The organism is Stenotrophomonas sp. YJH_SMC_135 (genome assembly GCF_059372355.1).
This window is the reverse complement of the sequence record NZ_JCAFVN010000003.1, coordinates 400214-425420: the sequence shown is the minus strand read 5'-3', so window position 1 is coordinate 425420 and position 25207 is coordinate 400214. Positions and strand designations below refer to the sequence as shown.

Below are 25207 nucleotides of genomic sequence, written 5' to 3'. Positions count from 1 at the left end.
GAGCGTCGGGGGAATCTTGCCGGCCAGCGGCCGGCACTACCACCCCGGGGCCGGGGGGAGGGGGTAAAATGGGTGGATTACCCCCGCCAGCCTCGAGCAAGCGAGCAAGACGTGACATCGATCAAGCAGGAAGACCTCATCCAGTCCATCGCCGACGCGCTGCAGTACATCTCGTACTACCACCCGGTCGACTACATCAAGAACCTTGCCGCCGCCTACGAGCGCGAGGAGTCGCCGGCCGCGAAGGAAGCGATGGCGCAGATCCTGATCAATTCGCGCATGTGCGCCGAGGGCCACCGCCCGATCTGCCAGGACACCGGCATCGTCACCGTGTTCCTGGAAATCGGCATGGACGTGCGTTGGGATGACGCCACCATGGGCGTGGAAGACATGGCCAATGAAGGCGTGCGCCGCGCCTACATGCACCCGGACAACAAGCTGCGCGCCTCGGTGCTGGCCGATCCGGCAGGCAAGCGCATCAACACCAGGGACAACACCCCGGGCGTGGTCAACGTCAAGGTGGTGCCGGGCAACAAAGTCGACGTGATCCTCGCCGCCAAGGGCGGTGGTTCGGAAGCGAAGACCAAGTTCGCCATGCTCAATCCGTCCGACTCGATTGTCGACTGGGTGCTGAAGACCGTGCCGACCATGGGCGCCGGCTGGTGCCCGCCGGGCATGCTGGGCATCGGCATCGGTGGCACCGCCGAGAAGGCGATGCTGCTGGCCAAGGAAGCGCTGATGGAGCCGATCGACATCACCGAGCTGCAGGCCCGTGGTGCGTCCAACCGCATCGAGGAGCTGCGCCTGGAGCTGTACGAGAAGGTCAACGCGCTGGGCATCGGTGCGCAGGGCCTGGGTGGCCTGACCACCGTGCTCGACATCAAGATCAACGACTACCCGACCCACGCGGCCAACCTGCCGGTGGCGATGATCCCGAACTGCGCGGCCACCCGCCATGCGCACTTCACCCTGGATGGCAGCGGCCCGGTGATGCTGGACCCGCCGTCGCTGGAAGACTGGCCGAAGCTGACCTACGACGCATCCAAGGGCACCCGGGTGGACCTGGATACGATTACCCCGGAAGACGTGGCCAGCTGGAAGCCGGGCCAGACCCTGCTGCTCAACGGCAAGCTGCTCACCGGCCGCGACGCCGCGCACAAGCGCATGGTCGACATGCTCAACAAGGGCGAGCAGCTGCCGGTCGATCTGAAGGGCCGCTTCATCTACTACGTCGGCCCGGTCGATCCGGTGCGTGACGAAGTGGTGGGCCCGGCCGGCCCGACCACGGCGACCCGCATGGACAAGTTCACCGAGCAGGTGCTGGCACAGACCGGCCTGCTGGGCATGGTCGGCAAGGCCGAGCGCGGCCCGGCCGCGATCGAGGCGATCAAGAAGCACAAGTCGGCCTACCTGATGGCCGTCGGTGGCTCGGCCTACCTGGTGTCCAAGGCGATCAAGGCGGCCAAGGTGGTCGGTTTCGCTGACCTGGGCATGGAGGCGATCTACGAGTTCACCGTGCAGGACATGCCAGTGACCGTGGCCGTCGACTCCGCCGGCGAATCGGTGCACAAGACCGGCCCGCGCGAGTGGCAGGCCCGCATCGGCAAGATTCCGGTGGTGGTGGAGTAATTCCCGCACGCTTCGGTCCAGACAACGGCGCCCGTGTGGCGCCGTTGCTGTATCTGGAGGCAGGATTAACGCGCCTGTAGCCCTGGCTCTGCTACGGTTGGCACACCCTCGCACAGGACGTGTCCATGGCCCTGCATCGCTTCATCGTGGCCGGCGTGCTGCTGGCCCTGGCCGGCTGCAGCACCCCGGCGTCGTACGAAGGCGCGGATTTCCCTGCATCGGCGCAATGCCGCATGCAGTGCCAGGCCGGCTACCGCAGCTGCATGGCGCAGAATGACTCTCTCGGCAGCCGCCAGAGCAATTGCGAGCAGCGGATGGTGCCGGCGCCGGACAAGCGCTGCAAGGACGTGGACAACCCGGACCTGCGCCGTGCCTGCGAACTGAAGACGCATGACTGCACGCTGCGCGCGCCGATGATGTCCTGTGGCGAGCGCCGCGATACCTGCATGAGCAGCTGCGGCTGAGCGACGGCTCCCGCACGGGCGCATAATCGGCCGGCCCACCTGCACAGGATCCGCCGCATGAGCACCACGCTGTATGGTTCGACAAGCACCGCCGCGCTGGTGGTGCACTGGCTGCTGATCGAGCTCGGCATCGAGCACGAGTTGGTGCTGCTGGATTTCGACGCGCGCGAGCACAAGTCGGCGGAGTACCTGGCACTGAATCCGGCCGGCGTGGTGCCGACGCTGCTGATCGATGGCCTGGTACTGACTGAAGCGGCGGCGATCGCCCTGTACCTGGCCGACCGCCATCCGGACGCCGGTTTGTTGCCGGCACTGGGCACGCCGCAGCGCGCCGATGCCTACCGCTGGATGTTCTGGTGTGCCAATACGTTGCAGCCGGCCTATCGCGCCTGGTTCTATCCGCACGAGGTGGCGGGCGAGGCAAACGTGGAGGCCAGTCGCGAGATGGCGCGACAGCGCCTGGAAGCGGCCTGGCAGCATGTGGCCACGCACCTGCTGGCGCATGGACCCTACCTGCTGGGCGCCACGCCCTGCGTGGTCGACTACATGCTGGTGATGCTGATGCGCTGGTCGCGCAACATGCCCAGGCCCAGTGACACCTGGCCGTCGCTCAAGGCACATGCCACCTCGATGAAGGCGCGCCCGGCGTTCGCCGAGGCCTACCGCCGCGAAGGCATCACCGACTGGCGGTAACCAGAAAAGGGGACGGAGGGGATTAAGTCGTTTGTGCACAAACGACTTAATCCCCTCCGTCCCCTTTTCCGTTACAGGATCTCCAGCACCGTTTCCGGCGGGCGGCACAGCCGTGTGCCCTTGGGCGTGCGCACCACGGGGCGGTTGATCAGGCGCGGGTGTTCGGCCATCGCAGCCAGCAGGGTGGCATCGTCGGCATCTTCCAGCCCGAGTGCGGCGAACTGGGTCTCCTTGCTGCGCACCAGGTCGCGCGCGCTCAGGGCCGACTCGGCCAGCACCTGGCGCAGCGTGGCCGCGTCGGGTGGGGTGCCCAGGTACTCGATCACCACCGGGTCGAAGCCCGCATCGCGGATCAGCTTCAGTGCGCCGCGCGAGTTGCTGCAGGCCGGGTTGTGCCAGATCGTCACGTCCATCAGAACCACTCCAGCAGCGACACGCCCACGCCCACATAGGTGGCCTTGTGGTTGTAGTCGATCATGCTCTCGCCATAGCCGTCGAAGACCTGCACATGGCCACGCAGCAGATTGCTGATCGGAAAGCCGTAATCCAGCTGCAGTGCACCGTGGGAGCGGCTGCCGGTGCGCAGCGAATGACGCGCCATCAGAGCGACTTCATGCCCGTTGCGGTTCCAGATCAGGGTCGCGTCACCCCGGCCCATGTAATCCTCGATGTCCGGATTATTGTCTTCGCTGCGGCTTTCCGGGATGCGGTACCACGGGCGCAGCACCAGCGCCCAGTTCTCGCGATCCAGGCCGATGTTGAGCATGACCCGGTTCCAGCTGCGCGAGAGCGGATCGGCCCGTCCGTTGGACTGGTGGTTGAGGCTGATACCGGTCATGCGCCCGCGCCAGCCACCGATCGAGTAGCCGTTGCGGAACACCATCATCACTTCGGGTTCGTAGTTGGTTTCGCGGAACGGGCGCGAATCCTCGCTGTTGTAGGCCTGCCAGCGCGAACTCTGGGTGTAGCCAGCCCAGATGTCGCCGTTGTCGCCGAACAGGTTCTCGGCGATCTTGGTCTTGAAGCTGATCTGGAACTTCAGCTCGGTACTGTCGAGTACCTGCGGGGTCGTCACGCTGTTGGCCGGGTTCGGCGAATGCGGCGTGGTGTTGCGGTCGCTGGTCCAGAACGCCGGCAGCAGGTACACCGGCTTGTAGGCACGCAGCTGGAAGGGCCCCAGCTTGGAGTCCTCGGCCAGCTCCCAGCGGCTATCCAGCAGCGAACCGCGGCCAGCATTGGCCAGCGCGCTGTCCGGTGCCGCCGGACGGAACAGGTCGCTGACCCGCTCGCGCAGCTTTTCCTCGCCCTGGCTCACGCGCGCGGTCTGTCGTTCCTCGCGGCGCGCCTGCGCAGCCGATTCGGCGGCGGCATCGGCGGCGGCGGTGGCCTCCGGGGTGTGCCCGAAGAGGCGGTCATAGCAGGCCAGGCGGGCCGCGTCGGTGGTGATCGCCGCGCAGGCGGCCGGCGAGGTGTCGGCGCTGGGCGCGAACTCCTGCGCAGCCAACGGTGCACTGGCCAGGGCAAGCGCCAGCGGCGCCAGACGGGGAAGCAGCGTGGGGAGGGTCATTGCAGCAGGCCCTTCGATGGATACGGGAATCGCACAGTGTGGCGGCTGCACCGGATCGCGGCCAGCCCCACCGTTTATGCACGGCCACGGCGTGCGCGTGGCGTGAAGGCTAGGTGGCTCAGAAGAACCAGGCGAACGCGAACAGGCCCAGCATCGCGATCACCACCGCCAGTTTCAGTGCCAGGCCGAGCAGGATGCCGAGCCAGGTCGCCAGGCCCACCTTGGTCGAGCGGCCGAGTTCGCGGGTGTGCCAGTACTCGCCGAGCAGGGCGCCGGCCAGCGGTCCGGCAAACAGGCCGATGGGCAGGAAGAACAGGCCGACGATGCTGCCGACGAAGGTGCCCCACAGGGCCTTGCGGCTGGCGCCGACGCGCTGCGCGCCAACTACGGTGGCAAGCACGTCCACCAACAGTGAAAGCAGGGTCAGCACGCCCAGCGCGACCAGGGTGGGCCAGCCGACGTGGGCGAAGCCGTCGGCCCAGGCCGCCAGCAGCAGCCCGATGAACACCAGCGGGATGCCCGGGAGGGCCGGCAGGATGATGCCGGCGATGCCGATCAGGACAAAAATGACCGCTAGCAGATATAAGATGAATGAGAGTCCCATGCTGTCCCGTATGGTGGCCGTTTTGGGGTTGACAGTGAAAGATTTTGCCAGTTGCTTTTTCGTTTTGGGCGGGTTAAGTTGCAGTCGCTGAGCTTGGCAAGGTCACCGTGGATCGTGGCCTGATGAAGCAAGATCTTTCCGATCCGCTGCATCGATGCACCTCGCTTCCCCCTTGCTTGTCAGCCGCCCACCGGGCGTTTCCAACAACAAGAGAGAGTCAAAGGGAGTTAGTGAGATGGCTGAGCGCGAGACCGGTACCGTAAAGTGGTTCAATGATGCGAAGGGCTTCGGCTTCATCAGCCGGCAGAATGGCGAGGACGTGTTCGTGCACTTCCGCGCCATCGAGACCCAGGGCTTCAAGAGCCTCAAGGAAGGCCAGACTGTGAGCTTCGAAGTCGTGCAGGGCCAGAAGGGCCTGCAGGCTGACAAGGTGCAGCCGGTGTAATACCCGCCGCCCGTCGGCATGAAAAAGGCCCGCGCAAGCGGGCCTTTTTCTTTGCCGTTGGCCCGGTGCAGGTCAGCGCAGGATGACCTTGCCATTGACGACGCGCACGTAGGTGTTCTCGCGGATGCCGCCGAGATCGCGCTGGTTGACCACGATGGTGCGGCCATCATCCATGCGCACGCTGATGTCATAGGTATCGCTGGTGACGTTCTTCTGGATCTGGTTGCCGGCCAGGGCACCACCGACCGCGCCTGCGGCGGCGGCGATGTTCTTGTTGCCACGGCTGCCACCGGTGTGGTCGGAGATTTCATGGCCGGCCACGGCGCCGACGATGCCGCCGAGGATCGCGCCGGTCGCGCTGGGCGCGGTGCGGCCCGAGGGCACGGTGTTGATGCGGGTGACGATGCCACAGTCAGCGCAACGGCCCTGGTTGTAGCCGCCATTGTTGCCGTAGCCGCCGTTGTTGTAGCCGTTGTTGTAACCACCGCCGCTGTAACCGGGCGAGGTGGCACAGCCAGCCAGCGCGAGGGTAGCGATGGCGCTGGCGGCGATGAGCTGGATCTTCATGGGGCGTCTCCTGGCCGTGAAGGCGGGTGGGTTGGGTGGTACTGCGTCGTGCAGCAGGGTGGACGAATCCTCTCCTTTCGAACGTGAACAACGCGCCAACCGTGTGCGTGCTGCCCGGCTGCAGGATGAATGCGGCTCAGCGGAAATCCTGGTGGCAGGCGCGGCAGTCCGCCTGCAGTGTTTCCACCAGCTGGGCGAGGGCCCTGCAGTCGCCGGGGGGTGAGGCCAGCGCCGTGTTGAGGTTGCCGCGCAGCTGGCTGGCGTGCTGCTGGAACTGCGCACTGTCCTTCAGCCCGGGAAACGCCTGGTCCAGGTCATTGGACAGCAGGCGCAGCACCTGCAGCCGCGGCACGCTGTCAGCCAGGCTGCAGCGGTTCTGCAGCTGGGCCTGCTGCAGCAGCTGTGACTGCCGCTGCATCACCTGCATCAGGCTGCCCGGGAACGGATCGCGACGCGCCTGCAGGGCGCGGCCGACCATTACCGTGGCGATCAGGCCGATCAGCAGGCCCAGGCAGAGCACGAACAGGTAGCGATGGGCGCTGGACAGGCGGCGGGGCGGGCTGGCATTCATGCGGGCACTCCGGGCGTGCAACGGTGGGTTCGACGCCGGCGTACTGCGGGCGTCAGCACCTGCACGTTAAAATAGCCCGATGAACGAACAGGTCAAACAACGCTTCGCCGGCATCGAACGGCTGTACGGCGTGGGTGCACTCGAGCGCCTGCAGGGCAGCCGCGTGGCGGTGGTCGGCATGGGCGGCGTCGGCTCGTGGGTGGTGGAGGCGCTGGCCCGTTCGGCCGTCGGCCACCTGACCCTGATCGATGCCGACGATATCTGCGTGTCCAACACCAACCGGCAGCTGCCGGCGATGGAAGGCAACTACGGCCGCAACAAGGCCGAGGCGATGGCCGAGCGTTGCCGTGCGATCAATCCGGACATCGGGGTCGACGCGGTGCAGGCATTCCTGACCGTGTCCAACATGGCCGAGCTGCTGGACCGGGGGTTCGATCTGGTGATCGATGCCTGCGACAGCTTCCGGGTCAAGGTCGAGACGATCGCATGGTGCCGCCGCCGCAAGCTGCCGTTGCTGACCGTTGGTGCCGCCGGTGGCCGTACCGACCCGACCCTGGTGCGCATCCGCGATGTCTCTCGCACCGAGCACGACGCCATGCTGGCGCTGATCCGCAAGAAGCTGCGCAGCGAATTCAACTTCCCGAAGAACGCCAAGCGCTATTTCGGCGTACCGGCGGTGTATTCGCTGGAGAATGTGAAGTACCCGCAGGCCGATGGCAGCGTCTGCGGCATCCGTCCGAACCTGGGCGCCGATGCGGCGTTGAAGCTGGACTGTGGTGCCGGCCTGGGCGCGGCAACCCACATTACCGGCGCGTTCGCCTTCGCGGCGGTTGGCAAGGCGCTGGAGATGCTGCTGGAGCCGAAGAAGGTGAAGGTGGATGCGGTAGAGGCCAGCGAGGTGTGATGGATCGTGCCGGCCAGCGGCCGGCACCTACCCGTTACATTGCCGGCAGCGAGAACAATCGCCGCGCATTCTCCGTCGTGGCCCGGGCCACGGCATCCAGCTCCATCCCGCGCAGTGCGGCCACGTGCCGGGCAATGGTCGCCAGCCGCGCTGGCTCGTTGCGCTGGCCGCGGATGCCGGCGTCGGGCTGGTCGGGCGCGTCGGTTTCCAGCAGCAACTGTTCCAGCGGCATCTCGCGCACCAGCCGCTGCAGACGTTGCGCGCGATCGTAGGTCAGTGGGCCACCGAGGCCGAGCAGGAAGCCCTGCCTGTGCAGTTGCGCGGCCTGTTCCGGGCTGCCGGAAAAGCTGTGCACCACGCCGCGCAGGCCGCCGACGCGGCGGATGGCGGCGATCACCGCATCCACCGCGCGTCGCGCGTGCACGATCACCGGCAACTCGAATTCGCGGGCCAGTTCCAGCTGGCCGATGAAATACGCCTGCTGGGCGTCGGCGTCCAGTCCTTCGACAAAGAAGTCCAGGCCGCATTCGCCGATCGCGCAGGGGCGTTCGCGCTCGATCCACTCGCGCAGCAGTGGCAGGTGCCCAGGCTGGTGATCGGCCAGGAACATCGGATGCAGGCCGTAGGCCGGGTACAGCCCCGGCGCCTGCTGGCAGACCTCGCGCAGCTTCGGCCAGCTGGCCGCGGTCACCGCCGGTACCACCTGCTGGCGCACACCCGCGGCCTGCGCACGCTCGATCACCGCAGCGCGGTCACGGTCGAACCCGCTGGCGTCCAGATGGCAGTGGCTGTCAACCAGGATGCTCAACGCTGTTCCAGCGGCGGTGGCGTGGTGGCGTTGCGGCTCTTCCAGTTGGCCAGCAGCAGCGTGCCGAAGCCCAGCACCAGCTCATCGACGAACGGGATCGGGTCCGGGATGAACAAGGTCAGCACGAACAGGCCGGCGGTGAGCTTGAACAGGGTGGGGTAGCGCAGCCGGCGGGCCCATTGCAGTACCGGCAGCAGCATCGGGTTGGCCATGGCGGGGAGCCTCGTGGGGAATGTGCAAACGCTACCACGGGCCCAGCATTTCCCGATGCTGAATGGGTTATCGGAATGAGCAGGAAATGTGGAGATTCCGTTCAGGCAGCGCATGCTGCAATCTGCCCCGAGAACGTTGCGGATGGTCCGCAAGGAGCAGGTCATGAAAAGCACAACTACAACTGTCCTGGTCGCAGCGGGCGCGCTGCTGGTCGGTGGCATCGCCACCGCCGCCTTCATGAAGAGTGGTGACAAGTCGCCCGATTCCATCAGCGCCGGAACCCCCAATGGTGAATCGCGCCTCGTTGAAGGTAACGCTTCTGACGACGGCGCACGTGGTGACAAGCTGGACCCGTCCGCGCCGCGCGGGCTTGAATATGCCGATGTGCTGAAGGTTGACCCGATCACCGAGAAACAGAAGGCCTACGCCACCGTGATCGGCACCGATCCAGTGCGCGAGACCTCCACCACCCAGACCCCGCACGAGGTCTGCCAGGACGTGACGGTGCAGGAGCGCCTGCCGGAACGTGATGGCAACGTTGGCGGTACCGTGGTTGGCGCGGTGGTGGGTGGCCTGCTCGGCAACCAGGTCGGTGGCGGCAACGGCAAGAAGGCCGCGACCGCCGCCGGTGCCGTGGCCGGCGGCTTCATCGGCAACCAGATCGACAAGCGCCATGTGGGTGGCCGCGTGGTCAACCGCACCGAGCGCCAGTGCCACACCGAGACCGCCACCTCCGAGTCGAGCCGCGTCACCGGCTACAACGTGACCTACCGCAATGAGGACGGCACCACCGGCACCATGCGCATGGCCAGCAAGCCGGGCAACCGCATTGCCATGGGTACCAACGACGTGGTGAAGGGTTACAACGTGACGTACCGCTATGACGGCGCGGAGAAGACCGTGCGCATGGACAACAAGCCGGCCAGCGATCGCCTGCCGGTGGTCGATGGCCAGCTGGTCACGCAGACCGCTGCCGCCGGTGCCACTGCCGCAGCCACGCGCCAGTAATCCCGGCGCAGCATACAGTACCTGACGGGCCGGCTCATGCCGGCCCGTTTCATTGCGACCGGCGATATTCATCCGCGCAGCGAAGCCATCCTCCATCATGGGTGCCCCCTTCGACATGGAGCCGGCATGAGCATCTTCGACCTGCGCATCGAAACCGAGCGGCTGATCCTGCGCCCGCTGCTTCGCGAGGACTACGAGCCGTACCTGGCGTTCTGCGCCGACGAGGCCACGATGCGTACCCTGGGCGGCTTGCAGCCACCCTCGGTGGCCTGGCGCGGTTTCTGCAGCCTGGCCGGCGCCTGGCAGCTGTTCGGCTTCTCGATGTTCAGCGTGATCGAGAAATCCAGCGGCGACTGGATCGGGCGGATGGGACCGTGGCAGCCGCAGGACTGGCCGGGTACCGAGGTCGGTTGGGGCATCCGCCATGCCAGCTGGGGCCGGGGCTATGCGCCGGAGGCGGCGGTCGCGGCGATCGACTGGGCGTTCGATACGCTGGGCTGGGCTGAGGTGATCCATACCATCGCCGAGAACAACGACAACTCGCGGGCCGTGGCACGCAAGCTGGGAAGCACCCTGCTGCGCATGGGGGAGTTGCCAGCGCCATACAACGACAAGCCCATGCAGATCTGGGGCCAGTCGCGCGAACAGTGGCGGCAACGCGCGCGCTGAGCGTGGCTTGGTAGTGCCGGCCGCTGGCCGGCAATCGCTTGGATCCAGCTGCATCGAGGATGCCGGCCAGCGGCCGGCACTACCAGCTGCATCGAGGTTGCCGGCCAGCGGCCGGCACGACCGTGTAGTCATGCTGCACCCGCGCTTGGCATTCACTGGCGTGCTTGCCAGACTGCACGCAGCCGGCCGCCGGCCGGATCCGAGGGAGCAGGCAATGGTGGAAGAGCGCGTCCCGTTGACGGTGCACGGCATGTCGGTGTCAGGCAATTGCCACAAGGTCCGCCTGCTGCTGGAGCAGCTCGGCAGCCGCTACCGCTGGGTGGAAGTGGACAGTGCCCACGGCCAGACCCACACCCCTGAGTTCCTCGCGCTCAATCCCAATGCCAAGGTGCCGTTGATCGTCCGCGACGATGGCCGCGTGCTGACCGAGTCCAATGCGATCCTTTTCTGGCTGGCCGAAGGCACGCCCTACCTGCCCAACGATGGCTGGGAGCGCGCGCAGGCACTGAGCTGGATGTTCTTCGAGCAGTACACGCACGAGCCGTGCGTGGCGGTCGCGCGCTTCATCCGCGGCTGGACCCCGCCTGGGTCGCCGCGCCGCGCCGAACTGCCACGCCTGCACGAGCGCGCCGCCGCTGCACTGGCGGTGATGGAGCAGCACCTGCGTGATGCGCAATGGTTCACCGGCAGTGGGTACGGCATCGCCGACATCGCGCTGTTCGCCTACACCGACGTCGCAGGCGAGGGTGGAATCAGCCTGCAGCCGTTCCCGGAAGTTCGCGCCTGGTTGCAGCGTGTGCGCGGGCAGCCGCGCTTCCTGCCGATGCCGGCGGTGACCGCCGAGGTGCGCGCCCGCTTCGAGGCCGCATGACTCTCACCAAGGTGATCCCCACAGGGTAGCGCCTGGCCAACCCCGGGCGGAATGCAACAACGACACGGAGGGTGTTCGATGTTCGCTGTGGTTCCAGATCCGATTCCCGCACGCATGCGCGTGCTCAACCGCGCCGACGTGTGCGACGCCAATTTCCTCGACGCGGTGCGTGGCTGGCGCGGTACCCCGCGCCCGCGCCCGGCGCCGGATGCGCCGATCCTGCCGGGCAGCACGCTTACCGCCGCCGCGTTTGGCGAGCTGTTCGATTCGCAGCTGGCCAGCCGCCAGCTGGACCTGATGGCGCGCGTGCTGCGCGTGCAGAACAAGGTCTTCTACACCATCGGTTCATCCGGCCACGAAGGCAATGCGCTGCTGGCGCGGGCCTGCCGGCATACGGATCCTGCATTCCTGCACTATCGCTCCGGTGCCTTCATGGCCGAGCGCTCACGCCAGGTGCCGGGGATCGACCCGCTGCGCGATGCCGCGCTGTCCTTTGCTGCCAGCGCCGATGACCCGGCCAGCGGGGGGCGGCACAAGGTGTGGGGCAGCAAACCGTTGTGGGTGCTGCCGCAGACCTCGACCATCGCCTCGCATCTTCCGAAAGCGCTGGGCACCGCGCTGGCCCTCGAAAGCGGCAAGCGGCTGGGCCACGAACTGCCCATTCCGGCCGACAGCATCGTACTGTGCTCGTTCGGCGACGCCTCGGCCAACCATGCCACCGCGCAGACCGCGTTCAACACCGCGATGTGGTCGGCCTACCAGAAGCTGCCGGCACCGGTCCTGTTCGTCTGCGAGGACAATGGCCTGGGCATCTCGGTGAAAACGCCTGAAGGCTGGATCGCCGAACGCTTCAGCGGTCAGCCCGGGCTGGACTATTTCTACGCCGATGGCCTCGACCTGGTCACCGGCCATGCGCAGGTGCAGGCGGCGGTGGAGCACTGCCGGCGTACGCGGCGGCCGACCTTCCTGCATCTGCGCACCACGCGCCTGATGGGGCACGCCGGCACCGACTTCGAGGTGGAATGGCGCGCGTTGCCGGAGCTGTGCGCGGCCGAGGCGCAGGATCCGCTGCTGCGCTCGGCACAGATCGCGATGGAATCGGGCTGGATGGATGCGGCCGCCATCGAGGTGGCCTACGAGACGATGCGCGCGCGCTGCATGGCCGCCGCCGCCGATGCCGAAGGACGGCCGAAGCTGCAGTCGCTGCGGGAAGTGATGGAGCCGCTTGCGCCCTATACGCCGGCTGCGGTGCAGGCCGAAGCACGGCGCGAGGTGCCCGCCGGAACGCGTCAAGCCCTGTATGGCGGTGTGGAGGCGTTGCCCGAACGGCAGGCGCCACGCCACCTCGCGATCCAGATCAACCATGCCCTGCAGGAACTGCTGGCGAAGTATCCGCAGAGCCTGCTGTTCGGTGAGGACGTCGCACAGAAGGGCGGTGTCTACACCGTCACCAAGGATCTGCTGCGCCGCTTCGGCCCACGCCGGGTGTTCAACACCCTGCTGGACGAGACCATGATCCTGGGCATGGCTCAGGGCCTGGCCAACCTGGGCATGCTGCCGATTCCGGAGATCCAGTACCTGGCCTATCTGCACAACGCCATCGACCAGGTGCGCGGCGAAGCGTGTTCGCTGCAGTTCTTCTCCAACGACCAGTACCGCAACCCGATGCTGGTGCGGGTGGCCGGGCTGGGGTACCAGAAGGGCTTCGGTGGCCACTTCCACAACGACAACTCGATCACCGCGTTGCGCGACATCCCGGGGCTGGTGGTGGGCTGCCCGTCGCGTGGCGACGATGCGGTGATGATGCTGCGCACGCTGGCCGCACTGGCGCGGGTGGATGGGCGGGTGGCAGTGTTCCTGGAGCCGATCGCGTTGTACATGAGCAAGGACCTGCACGAAGCCGGCGATGGCCAGTGGCTGTTCGACTTCCCCGCACAGGGCCAGTCGCTGGTGCCGGGGGAGGGCCGGGTCTATGCGCCGGAGGCCGGCGATCTGGTGATCTATACCTATGGCAACGGCGTGCCGATGGCATTGCGCGCATCGCGGGCGATCGAGCAGCAGCTGGGCTGGCAGGTGCGGGTGGTCGACCTGCGCTGGCTGGTACCGCTGGACGCCGGTTTCATCGCTGCCCAGGCCGCCAGCGCACGGCGGGTGCTGGTGCTGGATGAAGGCCGCCACAGCGGCGGGGTGGGCGAGGGCGTGGTCACCGCGCTGGTCGAGGCCGGGTTCGGCCATCTGCCGTTGCGCCGGGTCTGTGGTGCCGACACCTACACGCCACTGGCGGGGGCAGCAATGTTCGGGCTTCCAAGCGACAATGCGGTGATTGGCGCCGCCCTCGACCTGGCGCAGGAACCCTGATGCATGTGTGGATTGGCGGGAATGTTGTTGCCGGCGCCGCTGGCGTCGGCCGAGGCGCTGCAGGCGCAGGCCCTGGCCATGGGCCAGGCGCTGCACCACCGCGGGCCCGATGATGGCGGCAGCTGGGTCGATGCCGAGGCGGGCATCGCGCTGGCGCATCGCCGCCTGAGCATCCTCGACCTGTCCCCGCTGGGCCACCAGCCGATGGCCTCGGCCGACGGCCGCTACGTGATGGCCTACAACGGCGAGGTCTACAACTTCGCGGCCCTGCGCGAGGAACTGGAGCCGCTGGGGCATGCCTTCCGCGGCCATTCCGACACCGAAGTACTGCTGGCGGCGATCCTGCAATGGGGCGTGGAAGACACCCTGCAGCGCTGCAACGGCATGTTCGCCATCGCGCTGTGGGACCGCCAGGAGCGTTGCCTGTGGCTGGCCCGCGATCGCGTCGGCAAGAAGCCGCTGTACTACGGCTGGGCCGGCGACACGCTGGTGTTCGGTTCGGAACTGAAGGCGCTCTGGCAGCACCCGGCGTTCGACAACGACATCGACCGCGATGCGCTCACCTTGCTGCTGCGGCTGGATTACATCCCGGCGCCGCACAGCATCCACCAGCGCTGCTACAAGCTGATGCCGGGCCGGGTGTTGCGCCTGGACGCGGCGGCCGTCGCTGCCGGCGCATCCGCGCATCGTCCGGAACAGGCACAGCGGCCGTACTGGGATGCGCGCGCGCGCATGCAGGCGGCGCTGGCCGCACCCTTCCAGGGCCGCATCGAGGACGCCGAGGAACAGCTGGACACGCTGCTGCGCGACGCGGTGGCGCTACGCATGGTGGCCGACGTGCCGGTCGGCGTATTCCTGTCTGGTGGCACCGATTCCTCACTGGTGGCGTCGCTGATGCAGGCCCAGAGCGGGCAGCCGGTGCACAGCTTCAGCATCGGCTTCACCGATTCGGGACATGACGAGGCGCCGCTGGCCCGGGAGCTGGCGGCCCACCTGGGCTGTGACCATACCGAGTTGTACGTCAGCGGCGCCGACGCGCTGGCGGTGGTGCCGCAGTTGCCGGCGATGTTCGATGAGCCTTTTGCCGACGCGTCGCAGGTGCCGACCGCGCTGGTCGCCCGGCTGGCGCGGCAGGGCGTGACCGTGGCGCTGTCTGGTGACGGTGGCGATGAGCTGTTCTTCGGCTATACCCGGTATGTACGCGCGCTGCGCAACTGGCAGATGCTCGGCCGCGTGCCGGGGCCGCTGCGGCGCTGGATGGGCGCGCGTGCGCAGCAGCAGGGCGAAGCCTCGCGCACCGGCGGCCTGGCCGCGCTGCTGGCCGAGACCGGTGCGCGTGGCATCGGCGACGTCTACCGCAACCGCATCTCGCGCTGGCGCGACCCGGCCGCGGCGGTGACCGGCGCGCGGGCCGCCGGCAGCTTCTACGACCTGGCCGATCCGCTGCACGGCGCGGGTACGCCGGCCGACGCGATGATGCTGGCCGATTTCGTGACCTACCTGCCGGACGATCTGTTGTGCAAGGTCGACCGCACCTCGATGGCGGTCAGCCTGGAGGCGCGCGCACCGCTGCTGGACTGGCGGGTGGCCGAGTTCGCCTGGTCGCTGCCGTTGGGCTTCAAGCGCAGCGAGACCACCAGCAAGGTGCTGCTCAAGCGCGTGCTGGGCCGTTACGTGCCGCATTCGATGGTGCACCGTCCCAAGCGCGGTTTCGGCGCGCCGGTCAGTGACTGGCTGAAAGGCGACCTGCGGCCCTGGGCCGAGGACCTGCTGCAGCCGGCGCGGCTGGAGCGTGAGGGCGTGCTGTCGGCGGCGGCGGTGCAGCCGCTGTGGCAGCAGTTCCTGGGAGGGCAGCGCAAGTGGCATACCCATCTGTGGAACGTGCTGATGTTCCAGGCCTGGCAGGCGCATTGGCGGCAGGTGCGCGCAGGCATTGTGGGCGGCTGATCTTCACCGGCCTGCACGGGCCCGGCGACTAGGCTGGGCCTCCCGCACCATGAGGAGTATGTCCCGATGTCCGTCCCCACCATCGCCGTGTTCGTCGGCAGCCTGCGCAAGGACTCGTGCAACCGCAAGCTGGCCCATGCGCTGGAGAAGATCGCCGGTGATCGCGCACGCTTCCAGTACGTGCAGATCGGCGACCTGCCGTTGTATGACCAGGACTTCGACGCGCAGTACCCGGCGCAGGGTACCCGGCTGAAGGACCAGGTGCGCGCCGCCGACGCGGTGCTGTTCGTCACCCCCGAATACAACCGGTCGGTGCCGGGCGTGCTCAAGAACGCCATCGATATCGGCTCGCGTCCCTACGGTGACAGTGCGTTTGCCGGCAAGCCGGCGGCGGTGATCGGCGCCTCCATCGGGCAGATCGGTACCGCCGTGGCCCAGCAGCACCTGCGCAACACCCTGGCCTTCCTGGACATGCATGTGCTTGGGCAGCCCGAGGCGTTCATCCACTTCAAGGAGGGCCTGATCGATGCCGACGGCACGATCCACAACGAGGGCACGCAGAAGTTCCTGCAGGGCTACGTGGACCGCTTCCTGGCGCTGATCGCGGTGCACGTCAAGGGCGATTGACGCCTGCGGGGTCGGAGTTCCCTGCGTCGCAGAGGGATCCGACCCCAACCACGCCCGGGGTCGGATCCTGACGCGCAGCGACGGGCTCCGACCCGTGGCGCCTGATCTGCGATAATGCTCCGCTCGGGTGCCGCAATGGCGCCTGTCGCAGGCAGTGCGACGCCCCCACGCCAGTCTGGCCAGGCGCCGGCGGATATCCCCCGTTTCTCCACGGCTTATCCACAGGCTTGTCCATGGTCGCCGGGGTCGGCGCATGCCTACACTCGTCTGGCCCACTTTTGCAGGAAACACCGCAGCATGTCCGCTCGTCCCGGCTTCCGTTCCAACCGCAGAGAGCGCGGTGATGGCTTCGATCGCGATCGCGACGAGTCGCGCATCGACCAGTTGCGGGTACCGCCGCATTCGGTGGAAGCCGAGCAGGCGGTGCTGGGGGGGCTGATGCTGGCGCCCGAAGCGTATGACCGGGTCAATGACCAGCTGACCGAAGGCGACTTCTACCGTCGCGACCACCAGATGATCTATCGGGCGATCCGCGAGCTCTCCGAGCGCGAGCGTCCGTTCGATGCGGTGACCCTGGGCGAGTGGTTCGAGTCGCAGGGCAAGATGGAATTGGTGGGCGACGGTGCCTATCTGATCGAACTGGCCAGTACCACGCCGTCGGCTGCCAACATCGTGGCCTACGCCGAGATCGTGCGTGACAAGGCAGTGTTGCGCCAGCTGATCCAGGTGGGCACCGACATCGTCAACGACGGTTTCCAGCCCGAAGGCCGCGACAGCAGCGAGCTGCTGGCCTCGGCGGAAAAGAGCGTGTTCGCCATTGCCGAACAGGGCGCACGTGGTCGCACCGATTTCGTGGCCATGCCCGGTGCGCTGAAGGATGCATTCGAGGAGCTGCGCAACCGCTTCGAGAACGGCGGCAACATCACCGGCCTGCCGACCGGGTACACCGATTTCGATGCGATGACCGCCGGCCTGCAGCCGACCGATCTGATCATCCTCGCCGCGCGCCCGGCCATGGGCAAGACCACCTTCGCGCTGAACATCGCCGAGTACGCGGCGATCAAGTCGAAGAAGGGCGTGGCGGTGTTCTCGATGGAAATGTCGGCATCGCAGCTGGCGATGCGCCTGATTTCCTCCAATGGCCGCATCAACGCGCAGCGCCTGCGTACCGGCCAGCTGGAAGACGAGGACTGGAGCCGCGTCACCAGCGCGATCAAGATGCTGAAGGAAACCAAGATCTTCATCGACGATACGCCGGGCGTGTCGCCGGAAGTGCTGCGCTCCAAGTGCCGCCGCCTCAAGCGCGAGCATGACCTAGGCCTGATCGTGATCGACTACCTGCAGCTGATGAGCGTGCCCGGCAACAGCGAAAACCGCGCGACCGAAATCTCGGAGATCTCGCGTTCGTTGAAGGGCCTGGCCAAGGAATTGAATGTGCCGGTGATCGCGCTGTCACAGCTCAACCGCTCGCTGGAAACGCGTACCGACAAGCGCCCGGTGATGGCCGACCTTCGCGAGTCGGGCGCAATCGAGCAGGACGCGGACATGATCGTGTTCATCTACCGCGACGACTACTACAACAAGGAAAACTCGCCGGACAAGGGCCTGGCCGAGATCATCATCGGCAAGCACCGTGGTGGCCCGACCGGCTCGTGCAAGCTGAAGTTCTTCGGCGAGTACACCCGCTTCGACAACCTGGCCCACGATTCGGTCGGCTCGTTCGAATAACGGCCATGCCGGCCGCTGGCCGGCAATCGCCTTCCGGACGGTAAACCATTCGGAACGCAAGGATTCCGCATGTGGCGTGTAAATGACATGTAACGCGCCGCTTCTACGATTCCGCCGCTGCTGCCCTTCGACGCCGCCCTTCGGCGTCCAGCGTGCCCAAGGAATCCACCTCCATGTCGTCTCACGCTTCGCATCGCCGCAATCTGCTGGCCCTGCTGGTCTGTGCTTCGCTGCCGTCGCTCGCTGCCGCTGAACCCGCCCCCGCCCCCGACGTACCGTCGGCGACCACCCTCGATTCGATCTCGGTGATCGGCCGCGGCGAAGCCCGCCAGGTGCAGCGCGTGACCGCCGAGGACATGAAGATCCTGCCGCCCGGTGCGAACCCCCTGAAGCTGCTGGCCAGCAAGCCGGGCGTTCACTTCGAGTCGGCCGATGCCACCGGCGCGTACGAATGGTCCACCACCATCAGCCTGCGTGGCTTCAACCAGAGCCGCCTGGGCTACACGCTCGATGGCATCCCGCTGGGCAACATGGCCTATGGCAACAGCAACGGCCTGCACATCAGCCGTGCCGTGATCAGCGAGAACCTGGGCGGAGCCGAAGTGTCCACCGGCATCGGCGCGCTGGGTACGCCGTCCACCAGCAACCTCGGTGGCGTGTTCCAGTTCTATTCGATCGATCCGTCCACCGAGTACGGCGTGGTGCTGGCGCAGGGCTTCGGCAGCGACAGCGCGCGGCGCAGCTATGCGCGCCTGGAGACCGGTGAGCACCAGGGCTTTGCGGCCTATCTGTCCGGCGTGTACTCCGAAGGCGACAAGTGGAAGGGCAAGGGCTCGCAGGAGCTGAAACAGTTCAACGGCAAGGCCACCTACAATTTCGGAACGGACAGCAGGATCACCGCGCTGTTCAACGCCTCGCGCCGCGTCGAGGCGGACTACCAGGACCTGTCGCTGGAGATGATCGATCGCCTTGGCTGGGACTGGGACAACTACGCGCCGGACTGGGATCGTGCCGTCGCCGCCGCGCGCGGCAGGTTCACGGGCGGCGTCAACAGCCCCTGGGATGCGTACTACTCCGGCCACGGCCTGCGCAACGATGACCTGTCCAGCATCGCCGGCGATTTCGGCCTGAACGAGTCGATGCGGCTGAAGGTCAACGTCTACAACCACAGCAACCGTGGCCAGGGCCACTGGTTCAGCCCGTCCAATCCGTCCAACCCGGGCACCGGTCGCGAGATTCCGATCTCGATCCGCACCACCGAGTACGCGATCGATCGTACCGGCGTGACCTCGGCGTTCACCTGGAACGTCGGCGGCCACGACCTGGAAGCCGGCCTCTGGTACGAGGACAACGGCCACAGCGTGCAGCGCAACTTCTACTACATCGACGGCCCGGTCACCGACGACTTCTTCCTGCGCAACCCGGACCAGCGCGTGTGGCACCAGCGCTACACCACCATTACCCGCCAGTTCTACGTGCAGGACCGCTTCCGCCTGTTCGATGACCGGCTGACCATCGACATCGGTGCGAAGTCGCCGCACACCCGCACCCGCGTGCGCACGCCACTGGGCAGCTATGCCAACAACAGCAGCCTGATTTCGAAGAAGGGCCTGCTGCCTCAGGCGGGTTTCAACTTCAAGCTCAACGAAGGCAACGAGATCTTCGGTTCGTTCGCCAGGAACATCGCCGCCTACGCGTTGGGCGTGGGCAGCCCGTTCAACGTGCCGCAGGCGGCGTTCGATGCCAGCGCGCAGGACCTGAAGCCGGAACAGTCACGCACCCTGGAACTGGGCTGGCGCGGCTACGGGAAGGGCTATGAAGCCTCGGTTGCGGTGTACGACGTCAAGTTCGACAACCGCCTGCTGGCGATCGCCCAGTGCGTGGGCATCCTCGGCTGCCCGGCGCTGTTCTCCAACGTCGGTTCGGTGACCAGCCGCGGCGCCGAGGCGACACTGCAGCTGAAGCCGATGCAGGACCTGGCCTGGTCCAACGCGCTGTCCTGGAATGACAGCACCTACGACAACGACTACGTGAACAATGGCGTGGTGCCGACCCGCGGCAAGAAGACCGTCGACACCCCCGAATGGATGTTCGCCAGCACCCTGGCCTGGACCCCGGGCCCCTGGGACATGCGCCTGTCGGCCAACCACGTCGGCAAGCGCTACGTGACCTATACCAACGACGAGTCGGTGCCGAGCTACTGGCTGGTCAATGCCTCCGTGGCCTATGACTTCGGCGCGCTGGGCCCGGCGCAGAACCTGACCGTGGCGCTGAACCTGACCAACCTGACGGACAAGCGCTACCTGTCCTCGATCAACACCAACGGCACCTACGCCGCCGACCCGACCCGCAGCCTGGCGACCATGCAGGTCGGCGCGCCGCGCCAGGTGATGGCCACCGCGACCGTGCGCTTCTGATGCGCGGGCCTGTGGATCCGGAACGCCGTCGTCGCCTGCTGCGCATGGCGTGGCAGGGCACGGGGGCAGCGATCGCGCTGGCGGCGATGCCGGGGCTGGCCACGGCCGGCCCACGGCCGCGGCTGGGGCGTGATCCGTTCACCCTTGGTGTCGCCGCCGGTGATCCGGATCCACAGGGGGCCGTGTTGTGGACGCGGCTGGCGCCGGACCCGCTCAACGGCGGCGGCATGCCGTCGCGGGCGGTGCCGGTGCGCTGGTTCGTGGCCGAAGACGCCGGCATGCGTCGGCTGGTACAGCGGGGTACTGCAGCCGCGGTGCCGGAGCTGGCCCATTCGGTGCACGTGGAGGTCAATGGCCTGCGCCCGGGCCGCGACTACTACTACCGCTTCGCCTGCGATGGCGATGAGGAAAGCGCGGTCGGCCACTTCCGCACCGCGTCGCTACCGGACACGCAGCTGCAGCAGCTGCGGCTGGCCCTGTGCACCTGCCAGGCCTGGAACAGTGGCTACTATCCGGTGCTGCGCGATATCGCACAGAGCGATGTCGACCTCGTGCTGCATGCCGGCGACTACCTGTACGAATACAGCCCGCTGCAGAACGTGCGTGGCAGCAAGCTGGACGCGGCGCGTTTCAGTGGCGAGACGGTGAGCCTGGAGCGCTACCGTGACCAGTACGCGCTGTACAAGCTCGACCCGGATCTGCAGGCGGCCCATGCCGCACACGCCTTCGCGGTGATCTGGGACGATCACGAGGTGCAGAACGACTACTCGGGCATCCATCCGGAGAAGCCCGGCGTGTCGATCGAGGACTTCATCGTTCGCCGCGCGGCGGCCTACCGCGCGTTCTACGAACATCTGCCGATGCGCAGCAAGCCTGCGGGCAATAGCGGCCTGCGCGTGCACCGGCGCCTGCGTTACGGCGATCTGGCACAGCTGACCCTGCTCGACTGCCGCCAGTTCCGCCCGGCCAATCCCTGCGGTGTGGGCGAGTCACCGCGCTGCGAAGCGGCGCTGGATCCACGCATGAGCATGCTCGGCACGGGGCAGGAAGCGTGGTTCACGCAGTCGATGGCCGCCGCGCAGGGCACGCGCTGGAACGTGGTGGTGCAGCAGCTGCTGATGGCGCAGCTGCGGCTGGACGGCGGCACGCCACGCGAGCGCTTCTGGAACGACGCGTGGGATGGCTATCCCGCCGCACGCAGGCGTCTGCTGCAGGCGATGCAGGCGGGCGGGCAGGGCAATGCCATCGTGCTGGGCGGCGACTGGCATTCCACCTTCGTCAACGACCTGAAGCTGGATTTCGACGCGGCCAGCGCGCCGGTCGTGGCCACCGAATTCATCGCCCCGGCGATCAGCAGTGGCGGCGACGACACGCCGTACGGGCCGTACTACGGGCCATCGATTCCGCAGAACCCGCATATCCGCTATTTCGACGGCGACCGCCGCGGCTGGTGGAAGCTGCAGCTGAACCGGCAGACCGTGGACGCCGAGCTCCGCTTCGCCGACAGCGTGCTGCGCCCGGATGCCGCAGTGCGTACCGCGGCGCGATTCCAGGTGGTCCATGGCCGCTCGGGCGCGGTGCAGCTCCTGTAGAGCCGAGCCTACGCTCGGCTGTCGCGCGCAGCGCGGGTTTTCTGTGATCGCAACGAAGAGCAGCCGAGCGTAGGCTCGGCTCTACAACGACGGCCCTGCACCGGATTTCATCGCCCCCAGCCCGGGTTTCGTCGCAAACCGTTTGCCGGCGGCGAGGGCGGGGCGCCAAGGTGTCCGCAGGCGGCAGGGTGCCGCCCCAAGGAGACCGTGATGAAGACCCTGTTCGCGCTCGGTGTGTGGTGCCTGCTGTTCGTGCTGTGCTGGCCGCTGGCGATCCTCGCCCTGATCGCCTGGCCGCTCGTGTGGCTGCTGAGCCTGCCGTTCCGCCTGGTCGGCATCACCTTCTCGGCGTTGTTCGCCTTCCTGCGAGCGCTGTTCATGCTGCCGGCGCGGTTGCTTGGCGGCCGGGCGGTTCCCGCATGAGGAGGGTGCTGCTGGCCGGTCTGGTCCTGTTGCCAGGCCCGGTGCTGGCCGCACCCCCGGCACCCCCGTCGGCGTGGCTGGAGCGCGAGCAGAGCGCTGCGGCTGACGAAGCCAATGCAGCGGCGGTCCCTGCGCCGAAAGCCGAGGCGCGCTGCCGGGTGGTCAAGCAATGGAAGGCCGGCGATACGGTGGTACAGCACAAGGTCTGTGAGGATCCACCGAAGAAGCCGGCTGGAAAGGTGTAGCGCCGAGCCGATGCTCGGCGGCCTTTGCAGGGCAGCCGAGCGTGGGCTCGGCGCTACAGGGAAACGGGCAACAAAAAACCCCGCCGGGGCGGGGTTTTTCGTCTGCAGGTGAGTGCCGACCAACGGTCGGCACCTACCATGATGCCGATCAGTTCGCCTTGTGGATGGCGCGCTTGCTGACCGCCATCGCCGCGTCGTGGACCACTTCCGACAGCGACGGGTGGGCGTGGCAGATGCGGGCCAGGTCATCGGCCGAACCGCTGAACTCCATGGTCAGCACGCCTTCGTGCACCAGCTCGGAGACGTTGGCGCCGACCAGGTGCATGCCGAGGATGCGATCGGTTTCGGCATGGGCCAGGATCTTCACGAAGCCTGCCGGCTCGATCATCGCCACGGCACGGCCGTTGGCGGCGAACGGGAAGCTGCCGGCCTTGTACGGAATGCCTTCGGCCTTCAGCTGCGCTTCGGTCTTGCCGACCCAGGCCAGTTCCGGTTCGGTGTAGATGACCCACGGGATGGTGTCGAAGTTGACGTGGCCCGGCAGGCCGGCGATCAGCTCTGCCACCGCGATGCCTTCCTCGAAGCCCTTGTGCGCCAGCATCGGGCCGCGCACGCAGTCGCCGACTGCCCACACACCGTTGACGCCGGTGTGGCAGTGCGCATCGACTTCGATCTGGCCGCGCTCGTTGATCTTGACGCCGGTGCCTTCGGCCAGCAGGCCCTTGGTGGCGGCGCGACGGCCAACGGCCACCAGCAGCTTGTCCACGGTCAGGGTCTTTTCGCCTTCCGCGTCGGTGTAGGTGACGATGACTTCCTTCTTCTTGCCCTTGCCGGTGATCTCGGTCTTGGAGACCTTGGCATTGAGCTTGATGTCCAGGCCCTGCTTCTTGAATTCCTTGGCAGCCGCCTTGGCCACTTCCGCATCGGCAGCCGCCAGGAACTCCGGCATGGCTTCCAGGATGGTGACTTCAGCGCCCAGGCGCTTCCACACGCTGCCCAGTTCCAGGCCGATCACGCCGGCGCCGATCACGGCCAGGCGGTTCGGCACTTCGGTGAAGTCCAGGCCGCCAACGTTGTCGACGATGGTCTCGCCGTCGAACTTGGCGAACGGCAGTTCGATCGAATCCGAACCGGCCGCGATGATGACGTTGGTGCCCTTCAGCTCGACGATGGAACCGTCATGCTGGGTGACCTTGACCACGTTGCCCGGCTGCAGTTCACCGAAGCCGTAGTAGGCGGCGACCTTGTTGGCCTTGAACAGCATGCCGATGCCGCCGGTGAACTGCTTGACGATCTTGTCCTTGCGGCCAACCATCGCCTCGACGTCGATCTTGGCATCCTTGAAGCTGATGCCGTGGTCGCCAAAGATGTGGCCCATGTTCCAGAACTGGCGCGAGGAATCCAGCAGCGCCTTGGACGGGATGCAGCCCACGCGCAGGCAGGTGCCGCCGAGGGCCGGCTTGCCGTCCTTGCCCAGCGCTGCATCGATGCAGGCGGTCTTCAGGCCCAGCTGGGCCGCGCGGATGGCAGCGTGGTAACCGGCCGGGCCGGCACCGATGACGACGACGTCGAATTGTTCAGCCATTGAATTATTCCTTGATGCATTACCAGAACCCCTCCGCGCAGGCGCGGAGGGGCGGGAGGTGTCTTACAGGCCGAACAGCATGCGGCCCGGGTTTTCCAGCTGGTTCTTGATGTCCACCAGGAACTGCACCGAGTCCTTGCCGTCGATGATGCGGTGGTCGTAGGACAGCGCCAGGTACATCATCGGCGCGATCACGACCTGGCCGTTCTGGGCGATCGGACGCTCCTTGATGGCGTGCATGCCCAGGATGGCGCTCTGCGGCGGGTTGATGATCGGGGTCGACAGCAGCGAACCGAAGGTGCCGCCGTTGGTCACGGTGAAGGTGCCGCCCTGCAGTTCTTCCAGGCCCAGCTTGCCGTCACGGGCCTTCTTGGCGTAGTCGGCGATGGTCTTCTCGATGTCGGCGAACGACATGCGCTCGACGTTGCGCAGCACTGGCGTGACCAGGCCCTTCTCGGTCGAGACGGCGATCGAGATGTCCGAGTAGCCGTGATAGATGATGTCGTCGCCGTCGATCGAGGCGTTGACCAGCGGGAAGCGCTGCAGCGCGTTGGCGGCGGCCTTCACGAAGAAGCTCATGAAGCCCAGCTTGATGCCGTGTGCCTTGACGAACTCGTCCTGCAGTTCCTTGCGCGCCGCCGACACCTTGGACAGGTCGACTTCGTTGAAGGTGGTCAGCATCGCGGTGGAGTTCTTCGACTCCATCAGGCGCTCGGCGATGCGCTTGCGGATGCGGGTCATCGGCACGCGCTCTTCCGGACGTGCGCCACCGGCCTTGCCGGCGCCGCCGTTGCGGGCGAAGTTGACGATGTCTTCCTTGGTGACCGCGCCGCGACGGCCGGTGCCGTCGACATCGGCCGGGTTCACGCCTTCAGTGATGGCGGTGAAGCGGGCGCCCGGCGGCAGCGCATCGGCGGCCGACTTGGCGGCCGGGGCCGGCGCAGCGGCAGCGGCCGGAGCCGGAGCGGCGGCGGCCGGAGCAGCGGCCGGAGCGGCCTCGGCGGTCGGTGCCGGAGCAGCTGCAACGGCGCCTTCCTCGATGATCGCCACGACCTGGCTGGAGGTCACGGTCGAGCCTTCGGCGAACTTGATTTCCTTCAGCACGCCGTCGACCGGCGACGGCACTTCCAGGACGACCTTGTCGGTTTCCAGGTCAAGCAGGTTTTCGTCGCGCTTGACGGCGTCGCCCACCTTCTTGTGCCAGGTGGCGATGGTGCCGTCGGCGACGGATTCGGGCAGTACCGGGGCTTTGACTTCGGTGGCCATTGCGGG

Annotated in this window: 25 protein-coding genes; 16 read left to right on the top strand and 9 right to left on the bottom strand. The window is 67.0% G+C overall.

The features are described 5' to 3' along the window. The first annotated feature begins 111 nt into the window (after positions 1-111). The 3 genes from AC5P98_RS12965 (at position 112) to AC5P98_RS12955 (ending at position 2786) form a co-directional block, all read left to right on the top strand. Positions 112-1629, top strand: a complete 1518-nt coding sequence (locus AC5P98_RS12965) for a fumarate hydratase (protein WP_049405885.1) — start codon at positions 112-114, stop codon at positions 1627-1629. Between the two features lie 125 nt (positions 1630-1754). After that, positions 1755-2093: a hypothetical protein gene (locus AC5P98_RS12960; protein WP_046431623.1), complete on the top strand. Its 339-nt coding sequence runs from the start codon at positions 1755-1757 to the stop codon at positions 2091-2093. A gap of 57 nt (positions 2094-2150) precedes the next feature. Beyond that, a complete protein-coding gene (locus tag AC5P98_RS12955) occupies positions 2151-2786 on the top strand; it encodes a glutathione S-transferase family protein (protein WP_014647724.1) in 636 nt (211 codons plus the stop codon). 71 nt (positions 2787-2857) lie between these two features. On the opposite strand, the gene arsC is transcribed toward AC5P98_RS12955, so the two are convergent. The 3 genes from arsC to AC5P98_RS12940 all read right to left on the bottom strand — a co-directional run bounded on the left by arsC (position 2858) and on the right by AC5P98_RS12940 (position 4957). Continuing rightward, complete coding sequence (gene arsC / locus AC5P98_RS12950) at positions 2858-3199, bottom strand: arsenate reductase (glutaredoxin) (RefSeq protein WP_049406119.1); 342 nt, start codon at positions 3197-3199, stop codon at positions 2858-2860. Further along, entirely contained in the window at positions 3199-4353 is a 1155-nt protein-coding gene (locus AC5P98_RS12945; protein WP_032958894.1) for a phospholipase A, read from the bottom strand. Before AC5P98_RS12945 ends, arsC begins: the two co-directional genes overlap by 1 nt. Before the next feature lie 118 nt (positions 4354-4471). Further along, positions 4472-4957 carry a DUF456 domain-containing protein gene (locus AC5P98_RS12940; RefSeq protein ID WP_495230050.1) on the bottom strand — a complete coding sequence of 162 codons (486 nt, stop codon included), beginning with the start codon at positions 4955-4957 and terminating at the stop codon, positions 4472-4474. Between the two features lie 235 nt (positions 4958-5192). Here AC5P98_RS12940 and AC5P98_RS12935 point away from each other — a divergent pair, with 235 nt between their 5' ends. Next, positions 5193-5402, top strand: a complete 210-nt coding sequence (locus tag AC5P98_RS12935) for a cold-shock protein (RefSeq protein ID WP_014647720.1) — start codon at positions 5193-5195, stop codon at positions 5400-5402. Positions 5403-5474: 72 nt separating this feature from the next. On the opposite strand, the gene AC5P98_RS12930 is transcribed toward AC5P98_RS12935, so the two are convergent. Further along, positions 5475-5969: a glycine zipper 2TM domain-containing protein gene (locus AC5P98_RS12930; protein WP_005417545.1), complete on the bottom strand. Its 495-nt coding sequence runs from the start codon at positions 5967-5969 to the stop codon at positions 5475-5477. Between the two features lie 136 nt (positions 5970-6105). Then, complete coding sequence (locus AC5P98_RS12925; protein ID WP_014647719.1) at positions 6106-6540, bottom strand: cytochrome c; 435 nt, start codon at positions 6538-6540, stop codon at positions 6106-6108. A gap of 79 nt (positions 6541-6619) precedes the next feature. Here AC5P98_RS12925 and AC5P98_RS12920 point away from each other — a divergent pair, with 79 nt between their 5' ends. Next, positions 6620-7444, top strand: a complete 825-nt coding sequence (locus AC5P98_RS12920) for a tRNA threonylcarbamoyladenosine dehydratase (RefSeq protein ID WP_046431617.1) — start codon at positions 6620-6622, stop codon at positions 7442-7444. A gap of 34 nt (positions 7445-7478) precedes the next feature. Here AC5P98_RS12920 and AC5P98_RS12915 read toward each other — a convergent pair whose 3' ends face one another. Together AC5P98_RS12915 and AC5P98_RS12910 are read right to left on the bottom strand one after the other, a co-directional pair. Continuing rightward, positions 7479-8252 carry a TatD family hydrolase gene (locus AC5P98_RS12915; RefSeq protein ID WP_049418810.1) on the bottom strand — a complete coding sequence of 258 codons (774 nt, stop codon included), beginning with the start codon at positions 8250-8252 and terminating at the stop codon, positions 7479-7481. Then, positions 8249-8464: a DUF6116 family protein gene (locus AC5P98_RS12910; protein ID WP_049408709.1), complete on the bottom strand. Its 216-nt coding sequence runs from the start codon at positions 8462-8464 to the stop codon at positions 8249-8251. The genes AC5P98_RS12915 and AC5P98_RS12910 overlap by 4 nt, the downstream gene beginning before the upstream one ends. A gap of 163 nt (positions 8465-8627) precedes the next feature. Here AC5P98_RS12910 and AC5P98_RS12905 point away from each other — a divergent pair, with 163 nt between their 5' ends. The 11 genes from AC5P98_RS12905 to AC5P98_RS12855 all read left to right on the top strand — a co-directional run bounded on the left by AC5P98_RS12905 (position 8628) and on the right by AC5P98_RS12855 (position 22350). Further along, positions 8628-9473 carry a glycine zipper 2TM domain-containing protein gene (locus AC5P98_RS12905; RefSeq protein ID WP_046431690.1) on the top strand — a complete coding sequence of 282 codons (846 nt, stop codon included), beginning with the start codon at positions 8628-8630 and terminating at the stop codon, positions 9471-9473. A gap of 126 nt (positions 9474-9599) precedes the next feature. Further along, positions 9600-10142, top strand: coding sequence for a GNAT family N-acetyltransferase (locus AC5P98_RS12900; protein WP_049408710.1), 543 nt, complete (start codon positions 9600-9602; stop codon positions 10140-10142). Between the two features lie 214 nt (positions 10143-10356). Continuing rightward, positions 10357-11013, top strand: a complete 657-nt coding sequence (locus AC5P98_RS12895) for a glutathione S-transferase family protein (protein ID WP_032958899.1) — start codon at positions 10357-10359, stop codon at positions 11011-11013. 78 nt (positions 11014-11091) lie between these two features. Further along, positions 11092-13371 (top strand): thiamine pyrophosphate-dependent enzyme, encoded by a 2280-nt coding sequence (locus tag AC5P98_RS12890; protein ID WP_049408711.1) that lies wholly within the window; start codon positions 11092-11094, stop codon positions 13369-13371. Positions 13372-13374: 3 nt separating this feature from the next. Then, on the top strand, positions 13375-15318 hold the full coding sequence (gene asnB / locus AC5P98_RS12885; RefSeq protein WP_046431608.1) for an asparagine synthase (glutamine-hydrolyzing): 1944 nt from the start codon (positions 13375-13377) through the stop codon (positions 15316-15318). 66 nt (positions 15319-15384) lie between these two features. After that, positions 15385-15945, top strand: coding sequence for an NADPH-dependent FMN reductase (locus AC5P98_RS12880; RefSeq protein ID WP_014647710.1), 561 nt, complete (start codon positions 15385-15387; stop codon positions 15943-15945). A 297-nt stretch (positions 15946-16242) separates the two neighbouring features. Beyond that, positions 16243-17673 carry a replicative DNA helicase gene (locus AC5P98_RS12875; RefSeq protein ID WP_014647708.1) on the top strand — a complete coding sequence of 477 codons (1431 nt, stop codon included), beginning with the start codon at positions 16243-16245 and terminating at the stop codon, positions 17671-17673. A 173-nt stretch (positions 17674-17846) separates the two neighbouring features. Next, positions 17847-20090 carry a TonB-dependent receptor family protein gene (locus AC5P98_RS12870; RefSeq protein WP_049404568.1) on the top strand — a complete coding sequence of 748 codons (2244 nt, stop codon included), beginning with the start codon at positions 17847-17849 and terminating at the stop codon, positions 20088-20090. Beyond that, on the top strand, positions 20090-21682 hold the full coding sequence (locus AC5P98_RS12865; RefSeq protein ID WP_049404569.1) for an alkaline phosphatase D family protein: 1593 nt from the start codon (positions 20090-20092) through the stop codon (positions 21680-21682). Before AC5P98_RS12870 ends, AC5P98_RS12865 begins: the two co-directional genes overlap by 1 nt. 210 nt (positions 21683-21892) lie before the next feature. Beyond that, positions 21893-22105 (top strand): hypothetical protein, encoded by a 213-nt coding sequence (locus AC5P98_RS12860; protein WP_032958903.1) that lies wholly within the window; start codon positions 21893-21895, stop codon positions 22103-22105. Beyond that, on the top strand, positions 22102-22350 hold the full coding sequence (locus AC5P98_RS12855; RefSeq protein WP_049404571.1) for a hypothetical protein: 249 nt from the start codon (positions 22102-22104) through the stop codon (positions 22348-22350). The genes AC5P98_RS12860 and AC5P98_RS12855 overlap by 4 nt, the downstream gene beginning before the upstream one ends. 148 nt (positions 22351-22498) lie before the next feature. On the opposite strand, the gene lpdA is transcribed toward AC5P98_RS12855, so the two are convergent. Further along, positions 22499-23935, bottom strand: a complete 1437-nt coding sequence (gene lpdA, locus AC5P98_RS12850) for a dihydrolipoyl dehydrogenase (RefSeq protein WP_014647703.1) — start codon at positions 23933-23935, stop codon at positions 22499-22501. Positions 23936-23998: 63 nt separating this feature from the next. After that, positions 23999-25201: a dihydrolipoyllysine-residue succinyltransferase gene (gene sucB / locus AC5P98_RS12845; protein WP_014647702.1), complete on the bottom strand. Its 1203-nt coding sequence runs from the start codon at positions 25199-25201 to the stop codon at positions 23999-24001. Positions 25202-25207: the final 6 nt, after the last annotated feature.